Genomic DNA, 19100 nt, shown 5'->3' with positions numbered 1-19100 from the left:
GCCTTCACCGGACGCGTTCGCCCTGGTGGTAGACGGAGTGGGTGAGGGGGACGCCGGGGCGGTAGGCGAGGTGGGTGGCGGAGGGGGCGTCGAGGATGTGGAGGTCGGCGCGGGAGCCGGGGCGGAGGATGCCGACCTCCTGCTCGCGGCGCAGGGCGCGGGCGCCGGCCCAGGTGGCGGCGCGGATGGCTTCGGGGACGGTCATCCGCATTTGCAGGACGGCGGTGGCGACGCAGAAGGACATGGAGGTGGTGTAGGAGGAGCCGGGGTTGCAGTTGGAGGCCAACGCGACGGTGGCGCCGGCATCGAGGAGCGCGCGGGCGTCGGGGAGCGGGGCGCGGGTGGACAGGTCGCAGGCGGGCAGCAGGGTGGCGACGGTGTCGGACGAGGCCAGAGCGTCCACATCGGACGGTGTGAGGTGCGTGCAGTGGTCGACGCTGGCGGCGCCCAGCTCGACCGCGAGCCGGACGCCGGGGCCGGGGCCGAGCTGGTTGCCGTGCACGCGCAGACCGAGACCGTGGGCGCGGGCGGCGAGCAGGACGGCGCGGGACTGGTCCTCGTCGAACGCGCCGGTCTCGCAGAACACGTCGGCCCAGCGCACCAGCGGTGCGACGGCGGTGAGCATCTCCCCGCACACCAGGTCCACGTAGTCGTCGGCGGCCAGTTCGGGCGGAACCAGGTGGGCGCCGAGGAAGGTGACCTCGTCGGCCTGTTCGGCGGCCAGGGTGGCCGAGCGCACCTCGTCGGCGACGGTCAGGCCGTAGCCGGTCTTGGTCTCCACATACGTCGTGCCGGCGGCGCGCGCCTCGGCCACATGGCGGCGCAGACCCGCGGCGAGAACCTCGGCGGACGCGGCCCGGGTGGCGGCCACGGTGGTCGCGATTCCGCCTGCGGTGTAGGGCTTTCCGGCCATCCGGGCGGCGAACTCGGCGGTCCGGTCACCGGCGAAGACCAGGTGCGTGTGGCTGTCCACCCAGCCCGGCAGCACCGCCCGGCCGGCCAGGTCCACGTGCTCGTCGGCGGCCGGGGCGCGTGCAGCCGGCCCGACCCAGACCACCCGGTCGCCCTCGATCACCAGTGCCGCACCGGAAAGCTGGCCCAGCTCGTCGTCGTTGGTGGTCAGCTCACCGATCCCGGTGAGCAGCAGGGTCATTCCCACAGCCTCCCGATCGCGGCGTCGAGCAGCTCGCCCACGTCGCCGAGCTTCTCGTGCCGGCCGTCCCGGGCGATCACCTGACCGCGGGAGACCACGGTGTGCACGTCCGCGCCGGTCGCGGCGAGCAGCACCTGGTCCGGCGCACAACCCGCGGTGCGCACCGAATCCGTGCGTACCGCGACGAGATCCGCGTACGAGGCGGACCAGCCGAGCGCGTTGTGCCCGGCGGAGGTCAGCGCGATGGTCAGCTCGACCGGAGCGAACCGGCCGCGCCGTCCCGTGCGGAGCCGCTCGCCGTGCTCGAGCGCCCGCGCCTCGAGGAACGGATCGACCACGGCGTGCTGGTCGCTGCCGAGCACGATCGGGCAGCCGGCGTCGGCCAGCTCGCGTGCCGGTCCGATCCCGTCGGCCAGATCCGCCTCGGTGGTCGGGCACAGGCAGGCGTTGACCCGCGCCGACCCGAGCAGCTGAATGTCCCGTGTGGACAGATGAGTGGCGTGCACGGCCGTGGTGCGCGCGGACAGCACGCCGGCCCCGGCCAGCAGCTCGGTCGGCGAGCACCCGTAGGCCGCCTGGCAGGCCTCGTTCTCCGCCGGCTGCTCGGACAGGTGGACGTGCAGCGGCCGGCGCACGTCCGACGCGGCGACCGCGGCCAGGTCGGTACGCGGCACCGCCCGCACCGAGTGGATCGCGGCCCCGACGACCATGGTCTCGTCGCCGCGCAGGGCCGACACCCGCTCCGCCCAGGCCAGCACCGAGCCGTCGGAGAACCGTTGCTGCTCAGCGGAAACCGGCGTCTCGATGCCGCCGGCCAGGTAGCAGGTGTCCAGCAAGGTCAGCCGGATTCCGGCCTCCGCCGCGGCCGCGCGCAGCGCCTCGGCCATCGCGTTGGGGTCGTTGTATCGGGCCCCACCCGGCGCATGGTGCAGGTAGTGGAACTCCCCGACGCAGGTGAAGCCGGCCACCGCCAGTTCCGCGTAGACGGCCCTGGCCAGCTCGAGGTAACCGTCCGGGTCGAGTTTCCTCGCCAGCGCGTACATGCCCTGCCGCCAGGTCCAGAAGGTGCCGCCCGCGGTGTGCGTGCGGCCCCGCAGCGCCCGGTGGAAGGCGTGCGAGTGCACGTTGGCGAACCCGGGAAACACCAAGCCGGACAATCGATGCGCGTCCGCAGGCGGACTGTCGGTGATCGACATCCGGCCGATCGTGCCGTCCTCGTTCACCGCGACCAGCACGTGGTCGCGCACGCCGGTCGGCTGCCACAGCCGCTCACACCAGAAGTCGGTCATGATGATCGCGCCAGGTGCTCGAGCACGGACGCCAGCGCCACCGCGCCGGCCTCGCAGTCGGCCGGCTCGGCATGCTCTGCGGGCGCGTGGCTCACGCCGGTCGGGTTGCGCACGAACAGCATCGCGGCCGGAACGTGCGCGGCAAGCACCCCGGCGTCATGCCCGGCGCCGGTCGGCAGGGCCGGTACGCCGCCGAGCATCCGGGACAGGTCGTCGCGCAGCGCCGGGTCGAAGATCACGGTGTCACCGTAGGACTCCTCGGTCACGGTCACCGCGCAGCCCTCGTCGGCCGCGGCCACGGTCGCCGCCGAGGTGATCTTCTCGACCAGATCCCTTGTGCTCGCGTCGTTCTCGGCACGTGCGTCCAGCCATACGTCCACAGTGGACGCGATGACATTGGTGCCGCCCGGGTTGGGCACCAGCCGGCCGACCGTCGCCCGGGCTCCGCCGGTCGCGGCCCGGCGCGCGGCCAGGACCAGCTGGGAGGCCGGCAGCATCGGGTCCCTGCGGTCGGCGATCGGGGTTGCGCCGGCATGATTTCCCTCGCCGGTGAACCGGAACCGCCACCGGCCGTGGGCCATGATCGAACTGGCGACACCGACCGGCGCGTCCAGCTCGATCAGCCCGCGCCCCTGCTCCACATGCAGCTCGATGAAGCAGCCGATCCGGGACAGCGCCTCGGTGTCCCGCCCGAAGGCCGCCGGGTCGAACCCGGCGGTCTCCGCCGCGTCGGCCAGCGTCACCCCGCTGTTGTCGGTCAGCCCCAGCGCCGCCGCCGGATCGAGCGAACCGGTCAGCAGCCGGCTGCCCAGGCACGGCACCCCGAACCGGCCGCCCTCCTCCTCCGCGAACACCACGACGGCGAGCGGTTTGGCCGGCTGGAATCCCTTGCTCCGCATGGCCTCCACCGCGGCGAGGGCGGACACCACGCCGAGCGGGCCGTCGAACGCGCCACCGCCGGGCACCGAGTCCAGGTGGCTTCCGGTGACCACCGCATCGGGGCCCGGATCACCCCACCAGGCCCAGATGTTGCTGTTCCGGTCCACCTCGACGTCCAGCCCGCACCACCCGGCCTCCGCGATGAACCAGTCGCGCAGTTCCAGCTCGGCCTTGGCGAAACCGTGCCGCGAGTAGCCGCCCCGGCCCCGATCCGTTCCGACGCCGGAGATCGTCCGCAGCAGGCCGGTCGTGGTCATGACCCGGCCATGGGGATGGTCAGGCCCTTCCCGGCCGCGACCTCTGCCGCCCGGTCGTAACCGGCATCGACATGCCGCAGAACCCCCATCGCGGGGTCGTTGGTGAGCACGCGTTCGATTTTATGACCGGCGAGCTGCGTCCCGTCGGCCACGGTGACCTGACCGGCGTGGATGGACCGGCCGATGCCCACGCCGCCGCCATGGTGGATGGACACCCAGCTCGCTCCGGACGCGGTGTTCACCAGGGCGTTGAGCAGCGGCCAGTCGGCGATCGCGTCCGAACCGTCGGCCATCGCCTCGGTCTCCCGGTAGGGCGAGGCGACCGAGCCGCAGTCCAGATGGTCGCGGCCGATCACCACCGGCGCGGACAGCTCGCCGCGGGCAACCATCTCGTTGAACCGGACCCCGGCCTGCTCCCGCTCGCCGTAGCCGAGCCAGCAGATTCGGGCCGGAAGTCCCTGGTAGGCAACGCGTTCGCCAGCCAGGCGGATCCACCGGGCCAGCGCGGCATTGTCCGGGAACAACTCCAGGATGGCCCGGTCGGTGGCGGCGATATCGGCCGGGTCGCCCGACAGCGCTGCCCATCGGAACGGACCCTTGCCCTCGCAGAACAGCGGACGGACGTAGGCGGGCACGAAGCCGGGGAAGTCGAACGCCCGCTCGCAGCCGCCGAGCCTGGCCTCGCCCCGGATCGAGTTGCCGTAGTCGAACACCTCGGCGCCCGCGTCGAGAAAGCCGATCATGGCGTCCACATGCTCGGCCATGGAGTCCCGCGACCGGTCGGTGAACTCGTCCGGCTTGGCTGCCGCGTAGTCGTGCCAGTCCTCGAGTGACACGCCCTTTGGCAGATATGCCAACGGATCGTGCGCCGACGTCTGGTCGGTGACGACGTCCACCTCGACCCCACGGCGCAACAGTTCGGGCAGCACCTCGGCGGCGTTGCCGATCACCGCCACGGACAGCGCCCGGCCGGCCCGTTTGGCGGCGGTGACCCGCGCGACCGCGTCGTCCAGGTCGTCGGCGACCTCGTCCAGGTACCGGGTCGCCACCCGGCGCCGGGCCCGCTCGGGGTCCACCTCGACGCACAGTGCGACGCCCTCGTTCATGGTGATCGCCAGCGGCTGCGCACCGCCCATCCCGCCCAACCCGGCGGTCAGCGTCAGCGTGCCGCGCAGCGAGCCGCCGAACCGCTTGTCCGCCACCGCCGCGAACGTCTCGTAGGTTCCCTGCAGGATCCCTTGCGTGCCAATGTAGATCCACGACCCGGCGGTCATCTGCCCGTACATGGTCAGGCCGAGCGCCTCCAGCCGGCGAAACTCCGGCCAGGTCGCCCAGTCGCCGACCAGGTTGGAGTTGGCGATCAGCACCCGCGGCGCCCATTCGTGGGTGCGCAGCACGCCGACCGGCTTGCCGGACTGCACGAGCAGCGTCTCGTCCTCGCGCAGTTCGGTGAGCTCCCGGGTGATCGCGTCGAAGCTCGCCCAGTCCCGGGCCGCCTTGCCGGTGCCGCCGTAGACGACCAGGTCGTCCGGGCGCTCGGCCACCTCCGGGTCCAGGTTGTTGTGGAACATCCGCAGCGCGGCCTCGGTCGGCCAGCTCCGCGCGGTCAGCGTGCCGCCGCGGGCCGCGCGAACGGTTCTCGTCATGGCAGTCCTCCGGTTCGGATCAGGTCTTCGGCGGCGGCGATCTCGGGCGCGAGGTGCCGGTCCGGGCCGGGGCCGGGCACCCGGGCGCGCAGCGCGGCGACCGCGGCGGCAGTGCCCGGCGCCGGGGTCAGCGGCGCGCGCAGGTCCAGCGCACGGGCGGCGGTGAGCAGCTCGACCGCCAGCACCGTGGTCAGCCCGTCGATCGCCCGGCGCAGCTTGCGGGCCGCCGACCAGCCCATGGACACGTGATCCTCCTGCATGGCGGAGCTGGGAATCGAGTCGACCGACGCGGGCACGGCCAGGCGTTTGAGCTCGGCGACGATGCCGGCCTGGGTGTACTGGGCGATCATGTGGCCGGAGTCGACGCCGGGATCGTCGGCCAGGAACGGCGGCAGTCCGTGCGAGCGGGCCACGTCGAGCATCCGGTCGGTGCGCCGCTCGGCCATGCTGGCCAGGTCCGCGACCGGGATGGCCAGGAAGTCGAGCTGGTAGGCCACCGGCGCGCCGTGGAAGTTGCCGTTGGACTCCACCCGGCCGTCCGGCATGACCACCGGGTTGTCGATGACGGCGGCGAGCTCACGGTCGGCGACCAGTGCGGCGGCGGCCAGCGTGTCCCGCGCCGCACCGTGCACCTGGGGGGCGCAGCGCAGCGAGTAGGCGTCCTGCACCCGGTTGCAGTCCGGGGTCCGGTGACTGGCCACGATCGCCGAGTCGGCCAGCAGCGCGGTCATTCGAGCGGCCGACACGGCCTGGCCGGGGTGCGGACGCAGCGCCTGCAGGTCGGGTGCGAACACCCGGTCGGTGCCGAGCAGCGCCTCCACGCTCATCGCGGCGGTGAGGTCGGCGACGTCCAGCAGCCGGTGCAGGTCGGCAAGGGCGAGCACCAGCATCCCGAGCATGCCGTCGGTTCCGTTGATCAGCGCGAGGCCCTCCTTCTCGACCAGCGCTACGGGGTCGATTCCCGCCTCCAGCAAGGCATCCGCGGCCGGACGGCGGGCACCCTCCGCGTCGAACACCTCGCCCTCACCCATCAGCGCGAGCGCGACGGCGGACAGTGGAGCCAGGTCGCCGGAGCAGCCCAGCGAGCCGTACTCCGGCACCACCGGAACGATCCCGGCGTTCAGCAACGCGCCCAATCCGTCCACAATGGACGTTCGGACGCCGGTACGGCCGGTGGCCATCGTGCGCAGCCGCAACAACATCAGCGCGCGCACCACCTCGGGCTCGACGGCCGGGCCGGCGCCCGCGGCGTGCGAACGGATCAGCGAGCGTTGCAGCGCGGCCCGCCGCTCGGCCGGGATGTGCCGGGTGGCCAGCGCGCCGAAGCCGGTGGACACCCCGTAGGTCGGGGTCGTCGCGTGCGCCAGCCGCTCGATGTGGGCACGGGACTTGGCCACCGCGTCCAGCGCCGTCCCGGTCAACTCGACCGCGGCCCCGTCCCGGGCGACCGCAACCACCTGCTCGCGGGTCAGCGGCCCGCCGTCGACGAGTACGGGTTCAGACATGCCCTCATCCCACCCCGCCATCCGGAGTTGCACGACCCGGGAACGGGTGACAGCGTCTGGTATCCCAGACAGGAGGCTCCGGTGGGTGCCAGTAGCGACGTTCCGGCCCTGCGCCGCGGTCTCGCGGTGCTCCGGCTGCTGGCCGGCAAGGCCGGTCCGGTCACCGCCAGCTCGGTGGCTCGCGAGTTGGCCCTGCCCCGGTCGACGACCTACCACCTGCTGTCCGAGCTGGCCGCCGCCGGCTTCGTCACCCACCTGCCGGACGACCGCCGCTACGCCCTCGGCCTGGCCGCGTTCGAGCTCGGCTCCGCCTACCTGCGCCACGATCCGCTCGAACGGCTGGCCAAACCGGTCCTGCGCCGGCTGATCGAGCACACCGGCCAGACCGCGCACCTCGGCGTGCTGCACGGCCGCGAGACCCTCTACCTGATCCGCGAGCAGCCACCCAACCCCTACCTCACCGTGACCGACGTCGGCGTCCGGCTGCCCGCCCAACTCCCGGCGTCCGGCCGCGCCATGCTCGCGCACCTGCCCGCCGCGCAGGTCCGCGCCCTGTTCCCGACCCGGGACAGCTTCGTCGACCGCACCGGCCGCGGCCCCGCCAACCTGCCGGCGCTGCGCCGCCTGCTGGCCGCCGACCGCCGCCGCGGCTGGGCCGTCGAGGACGGCTACATCACCCCCGGCTTCGCCTCCGTCGCCGCCCCGGTCTTCGACCACGGTGGCCGCCCGATCGCCGCCATCAGCACCACGTTCCCGCACCGCTGCGACCCCGAATGCACCGAAACCTGGCCCACCCTCGCCACCGAAACCCGCCGCGCCGCCACCGACCTCACCACCCGCCTCCGCTGACCCCGGCGCCGCCGACGAACCCAACGTTCACCACACCCGCCCCCCGCAACTCAACTGCCCGAACCCAGAACACAGCTGCGCGAACCGAGAACTCGGCTGCCCGAACCCGCAACTCAGCTGCCAGAACCCGGAACTCAGGTGCTCGAACCGGGATCCGGCTGCCAGAACCGCAACTCAACTGCCCGAACCCCGAACTCCGCCGCCCAAACCCGCAACTCAACTGCCCGAACCCCCGAACTCCGCCGCCTAAACCCGCAACTCAACTGCCCGAACCCCCGAACTCCGCCGCTCCAACCCGGAACTCGGGTGCTGGAATCCGGAACTCGCCGAGGCTTCGCGTGCCCTCGGCGAGTTGCCGGGTCCGGTTCGGTGAGTTGCCGGGTCCGGCAGCCGAGTTGCTGACTTGGGCAGTCGGGTTGCCGCGACGCGCCGGATCCGGCTGCTGGCCGGCCGCGCGGCGGCCGGCCAGCAGGCGGACATCGGGTCAGCTGATGCCGGCTGAGGCGAGCCAGTCGGCGGCGACCTTCGAGGCGTCCGGCTTGTCCGGGGCGGACAGCTTGGCGTTGAGGTCGATCAGGATCTCGGTGGTGAGCTTGGCCGAGATCGCGTTGAGCACCTGCTTGACCTCGTCACTGGCCTTCGCCGAGTTGATCAACGGAACCACGTTCTGCGCGGCGAAGTTGTTCTTGGGGTCGTCGAGCACCACGAAGTTGTTCACGGTGATCGCCGGATCGGTGGTGAACAGGTCGGCCGCCTGCACCACGTTGGTCTTCAACGCGTTGACGGTCAGCGGTCCACCGGTGTCCAGCGGCCGGAACTCCTTGAACTCCAGGTCGTAGTTCTTCTTGAAGCCGGGCAGGCCATCCGGCCGGTTCGCGATCTCCGGCGGCCCACCGAAGATCACCTCGCCGGCGTGCGCCTTGAGATCCTCGATCGACTTCAGGCTCCACCTGTCCGCGGTCTCCTTGGTGACCACGATCGCGTCCTTGTCCTCCGCCGAGGACTTCTCCAGCACGGTCAGGTTCGGCGGCAACGCCTTCTGCAGCGCCGCATACACGTCGTCCGGACCGGTCTCGGTGGCGGACTTGTTGACGTGCTGCAGTAACACGCCGGTGTACTCCGGCATCAGGTCGATCGATCCGTCCTGCAGGCCCGGGTAGTAGGTCTCCCGGTTGCCGATGTTGAGCTTCTTCTCGATCGTGATGCCCTTCTTCGCCAGCGCAGCGGCGTAGATCTCGGCGAGCACCACGTTCTCCGGGAAGTTCGCCGAGCCGACGATGATCTTGTCGGGCTTCGCCACCGGGCCACCGGAACCGGTGGGCTGCTGGGCCGGCTCGTTGGCCGTGGGGTCGGAGGAACCCCCGCAAGCCGTCATGGTGAGCGCCGCGACGACCGCGGTCGCCACACCGGCGAATAGGCGTTTGTTCAAGGGTTTCTCCTCACGAGATAGCAACTTCCGTCTTCTCGACCGGTTTTGTCCGAACGCGAGTCTCGCGCCGGCTGAACTTGCGGTTGCGCAACCCGGGCGACACCACGAGCCGCTGCACGCCGGCCAGGGTCAGCTCCACCACGATGGCCAGCGCGGCGATCAACACGGCGCCGCCGGCCATCATCGTGTAGCCCTCCAGCGTGCCGAACCGCTGGCCGTCGATCACGTACCGGCCGAGGCCACCCAGCCCCATGTACGCGGCGATGCTGGCCGTGGCGATCACCTGCAGCGTGGCCGTCCGCAGCCCGCCGAGCATCAGCGGCAGCGCGATCGGAACCTCCACCCGCCAGACGATGTCCCGCTCCCGCATGCCCATGCCGCGGGCGGCGTCCACCACCTCCGGATCCACGTTGCGCAGCCCCGAGTACGTGCCGGCCAGCAGCGGCGGGATGGCCAGCGCCACCAGCACGATGGTCAACGCCTGCAGGGCAAGGGCCACACCCATGGCCAGCACGAGCAGGATCACCAGGCCCAGTTCCGGCAGCGCCCGGAACCAGTTCGCCACGCCGACGACCAGGAAGCCGCCGCGCCCGGTGTGGCCGACGTAGATGCCGATCGGAACGGCGATCATGACCGCGAACACGATCGCCAGTCCGGTATAGGTCAGATGCTCCAGGATCCGAGCCGGGATGCCGAGATCGCGGAAGTTCTTCTGCCAGTTCTCCGGGTCGGTCAGCCAGGCCCACACCAGTTCGAAGACGTTCACCGGCGCACCGTCCCGGCCCGGGCCCTGGTCCACGGCGTGAGCAACCGGCCGAGGAGCACCAGCAGCCCGTCGACGATCAGCGCCAGCAACACGATCAGCACGATGCCCGCGATGATCTCCGCGTAGTTCGGCGGAGTGAGCTGGGCCCCGGCGGTCAGATAGAGCCCGAGCCCGCCGACGCCGATGATCGCGCCGACACTGACCAGGCTGATGTTGGACACCGCCGCCACCCGCACCCCGGCGACCAGCACCGGTACCGACAGCGGGAACTCCACCGCGAAGAACCGCCGGGTCGGGCCGTAGCCGATCGCGGTCGCCGCGGCGATGACGTCCTTCGGGGTGGCGTCCAACGAGTCGGCGACCGAGCGGACCAGCAGCGCGACGGTGTAGATGGTCAGCGCCGCCTGCACGTTGATCGGATCGAGGATCCGGGTGCCGAGCACCAGCGGCATCAGCACGAACAGGGCCAGCGACGGGATCGTGTACAGCAGGCTGGACACCGGCACCAGGATCGCCCGCGCGGTGCGCCAGTGGTGCGCCACCCAGCCGAGCGGGATCGAGATCAGCAGTCCGACCAGCACCGGAATCAGCGCAAGGCCGAGGTGCACCCAGGAGGTGGCGAGCAGTTCTTCGATGTGGTCCCAGATCCACCTCATATCGGGACCTCGCCGCTGTCCCGGGCCGCGGCGAGGGCCCCGAGCACGGTGTCCGCGCTGATCCCGCCGACGACGGCCCCGGCGGCGTCCACCGCGATCCCCAGCCGGGCCGGGGAACTGAGCGCGGCGTCGAGCGCGTTGCGCAGCGTGCCGGCGGTGCCGCCGCCCTCCGCGTCCACCCGGTAGAGCGTGCCGCCGGAGATCAGGTCGTCGGACCCGACCGCGTCCGATGAGTCCATAGCGGACAGTACGTCCTCGGACACCCAGCCGAGCGGCCGGCCGCTCTCGTCCACGACCACCGCCCAGCCGTCGGTCAGCTTCGCCCGCGCCTCGGACACCGGCGTACCGACCGGTACCCGCGCCACCGGGGCCAGATCGATCCCTTTGGCGGCAAGGAATCCCAGCGCCCGGTAGCCGCGGTCGCGACCGATGAAGGAGGACACGAACTCGTCGGCCGGCTTGGCCAGCAGCGCGGCCGGGCTGTCGTACTGCGCAAGCACCCCGCCGACCCGGAACACGGCGACCCGGTCGCCCAACTTGATCGCCTCGTCGATGTCGTGCGTGACGAACACGATCGTCTTGTCCAGCTCGGACTGTAACCGCAGCAGTTGTTGCTGCAGGTCGTCCCGCACGATCGGGTCGACCGCGCTGAACGGCTCGTCCATCAGCAGCACCGGCGGATCGGCGGCCAGCGCCCGGGCCACCCCGACCCGTTGCTGCTGACCGCCGGACAGCTGCGCCGGATACCGCTTGGCCAGCCCTGCGGGCAAACCCACCAGGTCGAGCAGTTCCGTGGCCCGGGACCGGGCGGCGCGCCGGCCGGCGCCGGTCAGCACCGGCACGGTGGCCACGTTGTCCAGCACCGTGCGGTGCGGGAAAAGCCCGGCGTGCTGGATGACGTAGCCGATGCCGCGGCGCAGCCGGGCCGGCTGCGACTCGCGGACATCCTTGCCGTCCAGCAGAATCCGGCCCGCGGTCGGGTCGATCATCCGATTGATCATGCGCAGCGACGTGGTCTTCCCGCAGCCGGACGGCCCGACGAACACGGTGATCCCACCGTCTTCGACCGTCAGATCCAGGTTGTCGACGGCGACCGTGCCGTCCGGATACCTCTTGGTCACGGCCTGGAACTCGATCACTCGAGGCTCCCGCAGGTCGAGACGGCCACTCGCCGGCCGCGTGATCAATCGACCCTAACGTGCCGCACTGACACCGGCAGCACATCTCAATATTTGACAGCTCAGTCCTGGGGAATGTGCAGCGGTCCCATCCGCAGCAGCTCGCGGAACTCCACCGCAGGAACCGGGCGGGACAGCAGCCATCCCTGGTACGCCTCGACACCGACGCTGCGCAGCACGTGGAACTGGGTGGCGTTCTCCACGCCCTCGGCCACGCAGCTGCGACCCATCGCCCTTGCCATGTCCACGACCGCCCGGGCCACGGCGAAGTCCGAGGCGTCGCTGGCCACCCCGGCGACGAACCGCCGGTCCACCTTGATGATCTGCGCCGGCAGTTCCTTGAGCCGGGCCAGCGACGAGTAGCCGGTGCCGAAGTCGTCGACGGCGAACCGGATTCCGCGGTCGGCCAACTCCACCATCGCCGCCCGGCTGCGCTGCGGCAGGTCGATCAGGCTGGTCTCGACCAGTTCGAGCACCACCCGGTCCCACTCGATCCCGGACTCGATCACGGCCGCGGCGACCGCCTCGACGAACTCGGGGTCACCGGGCACCAGCCCGGACATGTTCACCGCGACGCTGACCGCGCCGCCGAGCACCGCGCCGGCCATCAGCGGCCACTTGGCGGCCTCGCGCAGCGCGGTCTTGAGCACCCAGCGATCCAGGTCGCGCAGCAGGTCACCCTGCTCGGCCACCGGCAGGAACTCACCGGGGGCGAGCAGCCCGCGCTGCGGATGCGGCCAGCGCACCAACGCCTCCGCGGACAACACGGTGCCGTCCGGCCCGACCACCGGCTGATAGTGCAACACCAGGCCGTCGCTGCCGATCGCGTCCCGCAGTTGGCCCTCGAGCAGCATCTGGCTGGTGGCCGAGGCGATCATCTCCGCGTTGGCCACCGACACCCGCCCGGTGCCGCGCCGCTTCGCGTCGAACATCGCGGCGTCGGCGAACCGCAGCAGGTCCGCGGCACTGGTCTCCGGGCCGGCCGGCACCGCCGCGCCGATCGCCGCCGAGACCCGTAACAGCTGACCGCGCACCGGAACCGCGGTGCGCAGCAGCGCCGAAACCTTGGTGGCCAACGCCTCCACGCCGCCGACCTCGTTGACGTCCGAGCAGATCACCACGTACTCGTCGCCGGACATCCGGGCCGCGGTGCACCCGGGCGGCAGCCCGCGTTCCAGTCGCCTGGCCAGCGCGGCGATCAGCTCGTCGCCAACGTCGTGACCGAGGGAGTCGTTGAACCGCTTGAAGTTGTCCACGTCGCAGAACAGCAGCGCGACGCTCTCCGCCTCCGGCCCGCCGAGCAGCTTGGCCAGCAGCTCCTTGACCGCCGGCCGCCCGGGCAACCCGGTGAGCTCGTCGTGCGTGGCCTGGTAGTGCAGCCGCTCGGCCGCCCGGCGCCGGTCGGTGACGTCGGAGAACACCACCAGCCAGAACCGCTGGCCGTCATCGGCCACCGACACGGTCGCGGACAGCTCGCAGTACACCGGCTTGCCGCCGGCCGTGCTCAGCACCCGCTGCCCGACCCGGAACGGGCCGGACCCGTGCCGCCCGCCGTTGCGCCCGGCCAGCAGCCGGCCACCCCGGTCGCTCGGGTGCACGAGCTGCGCCGCGGGCATCCCACGCAGCCGTTCCAGGTCGACGCCGAGCAGCTGGCACAGCGCCTCGTTCGCGTCCACCAGGCGCTCGGCGTCGTCCAGCAGCGCGATGCCCACCGGGGTGATCGACACCAGGTCGGTGAACCGCTGGCTGGAGCGCATCATCCGGGTCTCGGTGGAGCGCTGCTCGGTGACGTCCTGCGCGGTCCCGATCATGATCGGCGAGTTGGCGTCCGGCCCGAGCGGCTCACCCCGGCAGCGGAACACCCGCCGCGCCCCGTCCGGCCGGACCACCCGGTACTCGACCTCCACCGGGCGCCCGTCGGTGGCCAGTTCCTGGAACCGCTGGTGCACCCAACCGCGGTCGTCCGGATGCAGCAGGTCGAGGTAGTCGGCGTAGTTCACCGGCGTGCCCGGCTCAACGCCGAACAGCTCGTAGAGCATCGTCGACCAGATGAACTCGCCGGTGGTCGAGTTCCACTCCCAGGTGCCCAGCCGAGCCACCCGCTGCGCGTCACCGAACAGCCGGCGGTCCTGACTGGCCTGCTGCTCGGCGACCCGGTACCGGGTGACGTCCTGAACCGTGCCGTGCACCCGTAGCGCGGTCCCGTCGGCGTCGCGCTCGGGCCGCCCGCGCACCAGGAACGTGAGGCTTCCGGTGCTGTCGTGAATCTCCAGGTCGATCGTCTCGCCCGCCTCGGCCACCCGCAGCCGCTCCCGGAACTCGTCGATGACCGGCAGGTCGTCCGGGTGGATCAGGTTCAGCGCGTCCGCGGCCGAGCACCCGTCGGTCAGGCCCATCAGCCGGCGCAACCCGTCCGACAGGTAGACCTCGCCGGTGCGGGTGTCGAAGCTCCAACTGCCCATCCGGGCCATATGCTGCGCGTCCAACAGCAGCGCACGCTCGATCGCCGGGTCGTCCCACGGCAGGGCCGCGGGCGGAGCGGGCGGGGCGAACCCGTCATCGCCGGTCAGTGCCCGGTCGACGGCCATGCCAAGATCGCCGGACCGCGCCTCGGGCGAGGGCAGTTCGGCGCGCACGACATGATCGGCCACGGCGCCTTCCTTCCGCCCCCCGGCCGCGATGTTGTTCTTACCGGGTGTTCAGGCTACCCCGTCTTCCCGTGCGGCCCGAGCCACAGCTTGAGCAACTTCTGGGGCGACCCGTGGGTCCAGCGCGCTCGGCACGATCTTGTCCGGAGCAAGGTCGTCGCTGGCCACCGCGGCGATCGCCGTGGCCGCGGCCAGCTTCATGTGCTCGGTGATCCGGCGTGCACCGACGTCAAGCGCGCCACGGAAAATTCCCGGGAAGGCCAGCACGTTGTTGATCTGGTTGGGGAAGTCGCTGCGGCCGGTGGCCACGATGGCGGCATGCCGGGCGGCCACCTCGGGGTGAATCTCCGGATCGGGGTTGGACAGCGCGAACACGATCGAGGACGGCGCCATCGTGGCGATCAACTCCTCGGACACGGTCGCGCCGGACAGGCCGACGAACACGTCCGCGCCGGCCAGCGCCTCGGCCATGCCGCCGCGCAACCCCGCGGTGTTGGTGAGCGCCGCCAGTTCGGCCTTCACCGGGTTGAGGCCGTCCCGGCCGGTGTGCACGATGCCGCGCGAGTCGAGCAGGGTGATGTCCCCGACGCCGGCGGCCAGCAGGATCTTCGCGCAGGCCACGCCCGCGGCGCCGGCTCCGACGATGACCACCCGCTGGCTGCCGATCTCGCGGTTCAGCACCTGGTTGGCGCCGCGCAGCGCGGCCAGCAGCACGACGGCGGTGCCGTGCTGGTCGTCGTGCATCACCGGGCAGTCCAGCGCCTCGATCAACCGCCGTTCGAGCTCGAAGCACCGCGGCGCGGCCACGTCCTCCAGGTTCACCGCACCGAACGACGGGCGCAGGCGCACCAGCGTCTCCACGATCTCGTCCACGTCGGTGGTGTCCAGCACCAGTGGGATCGAGTCGAGGCCGCCGAAGGTCTTGAACAGCGCGGCCTTGCCCTCCATCACGGGCAGCGACGCGCTGGCGCCGATGTCGCCGAGGCCGAGCACCGCGGTGCCGTCGCTCACCACGGCCACCAGGCGGTGCGCCCAGGTGTAGCGGGCGGCGAGCGCCGCGTCCTCGGCGATCGCGCGGCTGACCTTGGCCACGCCGGGCGTGTAGGCGATGGCCAGCGCGCGGGGATCGGAGATGGGTGAGGTCACGCCGACGGCGAGCTTGCCGCCCTCGTGTGCGCGAAAGATCTCGTCATCGGTGACGGGTGCGGTCATCTCGGTACCAACCGCCTGATCATCAACAGTGGTCACGGGCGTCCCTCCTGCGGGGGCTGTGGCGTTGGCGTCGGTTGCGCGGACGCTAGCCACACACTCTCGCGACGTGCTGGAGCGCTGGTCACGGTTCAGACCGTCGCGCACTCACGTCGCCTTGCTGTGGGCCGCCCACCAGTGGTAATAGGGCAGCCGCGGACGCTGCGGTACAGACAGTCTGTCAGGCCGTGGGGCGATTGTCTGCGTCAGGTCCGCCAGTACTGTCGTGGCCATGCGGGTGCGCGAGTTGGCCGTACGGGACGTCTACGAGTTCACCCCGCAGGCGTTTCCGGACCCGCGGGGTGTCTTCGCCGCGCCCTACCAGGAGGATCAGTTCATCAAGACGGTCGGCTACCCGCTGTGGGTGGCTCAGACCAACCACAGCCGTTCACGCCGCGGCACGTTGCGCGGGCTGCACTTCGCCGACGTCCCGCCCGGGCAGGCGAAGTACGTCTACTGCCCGGCCGGCGCGCTGCTCGACCTGGTCGTGGACATCCGGGTGGGCTCCCCCACGTTCGGCCGGTGGGACACGGTCCGGCTGGACGCCGACTCGTTGCGGGCGGTCTATCTGCCCGAAGGCGTGGCGCACGGGTTCATGGCGCTCGAGGACGACACGGTGCTGTCGTACCTGTGCACGACCGGCTACAACCCGGCCCGCGAGCACGGGATCAACCCGCTCGACCCGGCGCTGCGGCTGCCCTGGCCGGCCGGGCTGGAGCCGGTGCTGTCGGACAAGGACGCCGCCGCCCCCACGCTGTCTCAGGCCGAGGCGGCCGGCCTGCTGCCCAGCTACGAGGATTGCCTGGCGCACTACGACCACCTGCGGACCACCCTGGGTTAACGGATCCGGCGGGGGCGGGGCCACAGCCGCCAGCGGATCACCCCGAGCACCTCGGCCGGGCCGAGCTGGTTGGAGTCGGTCGAGGCCGCCGTGTTGTCCCCCACCACGAACCAGCCGTCCCCCTCCGGCCAGGCCGCGCGCTTGACCGAGAGCTGGCCGGGCCGCCGCGACCAGCGCACCAGCACCAGGTCGTCGGGCCGCACCGGGGCGTCGAGCCGGGCCAGCACCAGATCGCCGTCGGCCAGGGTGGGCAACATCGAGCTGCCGATCACCTTCACCTGCCGGCGCTGCGTCACGATCACCTCCGTCTGCCGCACCAGCATGCCGGGGGTAGGGTCCGAACATACGGATCAGGCACCCTTGTTCAGGAGGAAAGATGCGACTTCTGTCGCGCATTCTCGGCCCTCGCCTCGAGGCCACCGCGCACTGCGACCTCCCGTGCGGTGTGTACGACCCGGCCCAGGCGCGCATCGAAGCCGAGTCGGTCAAGGCGATTCAGCAGAAGTACCAGGACAACGAGGACCCCGAGTTCCGCGCCCGCGCCATCCAGATCAAGGAGGAGCGCGCCGACCTGGTCAAGCACCACCTCTGGGTACTGTGGACCGACTACTTCAAGCCCCCGCACTTCGAGAAGTACCCCCAACTTCACGAGCTGTTCAACAAGGCCACCAAGGCCGCGGGCGCCGGCGGCGCCAAGGGTTCCATGAACCCCAACACCGGCCAGCAGCTCCTGGACCTGATCGCCGAGATCGACACGATCTTCTGGGAGACCAAGAAGTAGCCCGATCCGGACAAGCGACAAGGGCGGCGGCCGCAACGGCCGCCGCCCTTTCGCTTGCCCTCACTCGGCGAGCAGCTCGTCGAGCTTTTCGTAGCCCTCGATGACACCGGTCTCCATGCCGCTGGCCAGGACCATGTCGCGGGCTTCCATGTTGTCCACGACGGAGAGGGCGGTGACCCGGGTGCGGCCGTTGCCGAGGTCTTCGAACGTGATGGTCTCAAGGCTGACCCCGTCCGGGACGCCTTCGTAGGTGAAGGTCTGGACCATTCGGGACGGTGAGCGGACCTCGTGGAACGACCCGTAGAAGGTCGCGATCACCTCGTCTTCGCGGGTGGCGGCGTACCGGTAGCTGCCGCCGGTGGTGGCGTCCCAATGGTCGATCCGCATGCCGACACTCTTGGGGCCCAACCACTTGGCGACCAACTCGGGCTCGGTCCAGGCGCGGAACACCCGGGCGGGCGGCGCGTCGAACTCGCGGACGATGGTGATGGTCGGCAGGTCGGGGTCGGCAGCGATGGTGGTCTTGTTGCGGGTGGTGGCGTTCATGATGCTGCTCCTTCTTCGTCGTCGGCCAGGTCGGCCAGGAGGGTGTCGAGGCGCTGGAAGCGCTCCTCGGCGGCGCGGCGGTAGCGGTCGATCCACGCGGTCATCAGGTCGAGCACGTCGGCCTCGAGGTGGCACGGGCGCCGCTGGGCGTCCCGGCCCCGGCTGACCAGTCCGGCGTCCCCCAGCACCTTGAGGTGCTTGGAGATCGCCTGGATCGACATGTCGTAGTGCGTGGCGAGTTGGCTGAGCGTGGCGTCACCCACGGACAGCCGGGCCACGATGTCCCGACGGGTGGGGTCGGCGAGGGCGGCGAACACCCGGGAGAGCCGGTCCTCGGTCACCGTCACCACCTCCCATCCGTCTTAAACCGATTGGTTGAATAAGACCACGGTAGACCCCGCTCACCTGCGTTGTCAACCGTCTAGTTTAAGACTCGGGTCCGGTACTGTTGCGGGCTCCGACCGTGCGCCCGCTTGAACGCCGCGCTGAGCGCGAACGGGCTGCCGTACCCGACCGACGCCGCCACCGAGGAGACCGTGGCGTCGGTGGCGCGCAGCAGATCGGCGGCAAGGGCAAGGCGCCACCCGGCCAGGAAGCTCATCGGCGGCTCGCCGACCAACTCGGTGAACCGGCGGGCGAGCGTGGCCCGGGAGACGCCGGTCGCCGACGCGAGCGCGGCCACGGTCCACGGATGGGCGGGATTGTTGTGCAGCATGCGCAGCGCCCGACCGATCACCGGGTCGCCCTGGGCGCGGTACCAGCCCGGGGCGCCGGCCTCCGGACGAGCGAACCAGGTGCGCAGCGTGGTGATCAGCAGCAGGTCCAGCAACCGGTCGAGCACCACCTCCTGGCCCGGCTCGTCGCGCACGATCTCCTTGGACAGCAACGAGATCAGCGATCCGTCCGGCGCGGGCAGCACGAGCACCTTGGGCAGGGCACGCAACAGGCGGAGGCTGACCTCGCCATCGAGGTGATACGAGCCGACCAGCATCACGGTGTCGCCGGCCGCCGAGTTGCCCCAGGTGCGCACGCCGAGGTCGAGCTCCCGGTAGGCCGGTTGCCCGTCCGGGGTCTCACATCGCTGCCCGGGGTGGATGATCACCTGGGGCGCCGTGCCCGGGTCGTCGGCGACGCTGTACGGCGCCGGCCCGCACACCACCGCCACCTCGCCCGGCGCCAGCGGCACCCGCCGGCCGTCGTCGGGCAGCACCCAGGCGCTTCCGTGCACCTGCGCGATCACGGTGAGCGGAGCCTGGTCCTGGATCCGCAGCGACCACGGCGGGGCGAGGATGGCCCGGAGCAGGAACGCGTCGCGCGCCCGCGGACCGTCGAGCAGACCGGCCAGTGCGTCCATGACGCCCAACGTAGA

General features: G+C 71.4%; 18 protein-coding genes. 3 read left to right on the top strand and 15 right to left on the bottom strand.

Going from position 1 to position 19100, the window contains the following annotated elements:
• Positions 1-4: 4 nt before the first annotated feature.
• From hutI to hutH, 5 genes are read right to left on the bottom strand one after another with little or no spacing between them, the layout of a single operon-like run.
• Positions 5-1153 (bottom strand): imidazolonepropionase, encoded by a 1149-nt coding sequence (gene hutI / locus VFV67_RS24220; protein WP_326472925.1) that lies wholly within the window; start codon positions 1151-1153, stop codon positions 5-7.
• Positions 1150-2442 carry a formimidoylglutamate deiminase gene (locus VFV67_RS24215; RefSeq protein WP_326472924.1) on the bottom strand — a complete coding sequence of 431 codons (1293 nt, stop codon included), beginning with the start codon at positions 2440-2442 and terminating at the stop codon, positions 1150-1152. Before VFV67_RS24215 ends, hutI begins: the two co-directional genes overlap by 4 nt.
• The gene (locus VFV67_RS24210) at positions 2439-3638 is read right to left on the bottom strand and encodes an allantoate amidohydrolase (RefSeq protein ID WP_326472923.1); all 1200 of its coding nucleotides are present in this window, start codon (positions 3636-3638) and stop codon (positions 2439-2441) included. Before VFV67_RS24210 ends, VFV67_RS24215 begins: the two co-directional genes overlap by 4 nt.
• A complete protein-coding gene (hutU, locus tag VFV67_RS24205; RefSeq protein ID WP_326472922.1) occupies positions 3635-5284 on the bottom strand; it encodes a urocanate hydratase in 1650 nt (549 codons plus the stop codon). The genes VFV67_RS24210 and hutU overlap by 4 nt, the downstream gene beginning before the upstream one ends.
• Positions 5281-6789, bottom strand: coding sequence for a histidine ammonia-lyase (hutH, locus tag VFV67_RS24200; protein ID WP_326472921.1), 1509 nt, complete (start codon positions 6787-6789; stop codon positions 5281-5283). Before hutH ends, hutU begins: the two co-directional genes overlap by 4 nt.
• 81 nt (positions 6790-6870) lie before the next feature.
• Here hutH and VFV67_RS24195 point away from each other — a divergent pair, with 81 nt between their 5' ends.
• Complete coding sequence (locus tag VFV67_RS24195; protein ID WP_326472920.1) at positions 6871-7638, top strand: IclR family transcriptional regulator; 768 nt, start codon at positions 6871-6873, stop codon at positions 7636-7638.
• A gap of 484 nt (positions 7639-8122) precedes the next feature.
• On the opposite strand, the gene VFV67_RS24190 is transcribed toward VFV67_RS24195, so the two are convergent.
• The 6 genes from VFV67_RS24190 to VFV67_RS24165 all read right to left on the bottom strand — a co-directional run bounded on the left by VFV67_RS24190 (position 8123) and on the right by VFV67_RS24165 (position 15527).
• Positions 8123-9067, bottom strand: coding sequence for an ABC transporter substrate-binding protein (locus VFV67_RS24190; RefSeq protein ID WP_326472919.1), 945 nt, complete (start codon positions 9065-9067; stop codon positions 8123-8125).
• 10 nt (positions 9068-9077) lie between these two features.
• A complete protein-coding gene (locus VFV67_RS24185) occupies positions 9078-9833 on the bottom strand; it encodes an ABC transporter permease (RefSeq protein ID WP_326472918.1) in 756 nt (251 codons plus the stop codon).
• Positions 9830-10489, bottom strand: a complete 660-nt coding sequence (locus tag VFV67_RS24180) for an ABC transporter permease (RefSeq protein WP_326472917.1) — start codon at positions 10487-10489, stop codon at positions 9830-9832. Before VFV67_RS24180 ends, VFV67_RS24185 begins: the two co-directional genes overlap by 4 nt.
• A complete protein-coding gene (locus tag VFV67_RS24175; protein ID WP_326472916.1) occupies positions 10486-11628 on the bottom strand; it encodes an ABC transporter ATP-binding protein in 1143 nt (380 codons plus the stop codon). Before VFV67_RS24175 ends, VFV67_RS24180 begins: the two co-directional genes overlap by 4 nt.
• Positions 11629-11729: 101 nt before the next feature.
• Positions 11730-14318 (bottom strand): sensor domain-containing protein, encoded by a 2589-nt coding sequence (locus VFV67_RS24170; protein WP_326472915.1) that lies wholly within the window; start codon positions 14316-14318, stop codon positions 11730-11732.
• Between the two features lie 48 nt (positions 14319-14366).
• On the bottom strand, positions 14367-15527 hold the full coding sequence (locus tag VFV67_RS24165) for an NAD(P)-dependent malic enzyme (protein WP_326472914.1): 1161 nt from the start codon (positions 15525-15527) through the stop codon (positions 14367-14369).
• 268 nt (positions 15528-15795) lie between these two features.
• Between VFV67_RS24165 and rfbC the strand changes: the two genes are divergently transcribed.
• The gene (gene rfbC, locus VFV67_RS24160) at positions 15796-16404 is read left to right on the top strand and encodes a dTDP-4-dehydrorhamnose 3,5-epimerase (protein ID WP_326472913.1); all 609 of its coding nucleotides are present in this window, start codon (positions 15796-15798) and stop codon (positions 16402-16404) included.
• Here the strand turns inward: rfbC and VFV67_RS24155 are convergent.
• The gene (locus VFV67_RS24155; RefSeq protein ID WP_326472912.1) at positions 16401-16727 is read right to left on the bottom strand and encodes a S24/S26 family peptidase; all 327 of its coding nucleotides are present in this window, start codon (positions 16725-16727) and stop codon (positions 16401-16403) included. The two genes, rfbC and VFV67_RS24155, sit on opposite strands and share 4 nt — an antisense overlap.
• A gap of 53 nt (positions 16728-16780) precedes the next feature.
• Here VFV67_RS24155 and sodN point away from each other — a divergent pair, with 53 nt between their 5' ends.
• A complete protein-coding gene (sodN, locus tag VFV67_RS24150; RefSeq protein ID WP_326472911.1) occupies positions 16781-17185 on the top strand; it encodes a superoxide dismutase, Ni in 405 nt (134 codons plus the stop codon).
• A 60-nt stretch (positions 17186-17245) separates the two neighbouring features.
• On the opposite strand, the gene VFV67_RS24145 is transcribed toward sodN, so the two are convergent.
• The 3 genes from VFV67_RS24145 to VFV67_RS24135 form a co-directional block, all read right to left on the bottom strand.
• Positions 17246-17731 (bottom strand): SRPBCC family protein, encoded by a 486-nt coding sequence (locus tag VFV67_RS24145; protein WP_326472910.1) that lies wholly within the window; start codon positions 17729-17731, stop codon positions 17246-17248.
• Positions 17728-18072, bottom strand: a complete 345-nt coding sequence (locus VFV67_RS24140; protein ID WP_326472909.1) for a metalloregulator ArsR/SmtB family transcription factor — start codon at positions 18070-18072, stop codon at positions 17728-17730. The genes VFV67_RS24145 and VFV67_RS24140 overlap by 4 nt, the downstream gene beginning before the upstream one ends.
• An 80-nt stretch (positions 18073-18152) precedes the next feature.
• Positions 18153-19085 (bottom strand): AraC family transcriptional regulator, encoded by a 933-nt coding sequence (locus VFV67_RS24135; RefSeq protein WP_326472908.1) that lies wholly within the window; start codon positions 19083-19085, stop codon positions 18153-18155.
• Positions 19086-19100 lie beyond the last annotated feature (15 nt).

The sequence above is a fragment of the Actinophytocola sp. genome, assembly GCF_035762905.1.
Lineage (GTDB): Bacteria > Actinomycetota > Actinomycetes > Mycobacteriales > Pseudonocardiaceae > DASYTH01.
The sequence above is the reverse complement of the archived record's forward strand: the minus strand, read 5'-3'. Positions and strand labels throughout refer to the sequence as shown.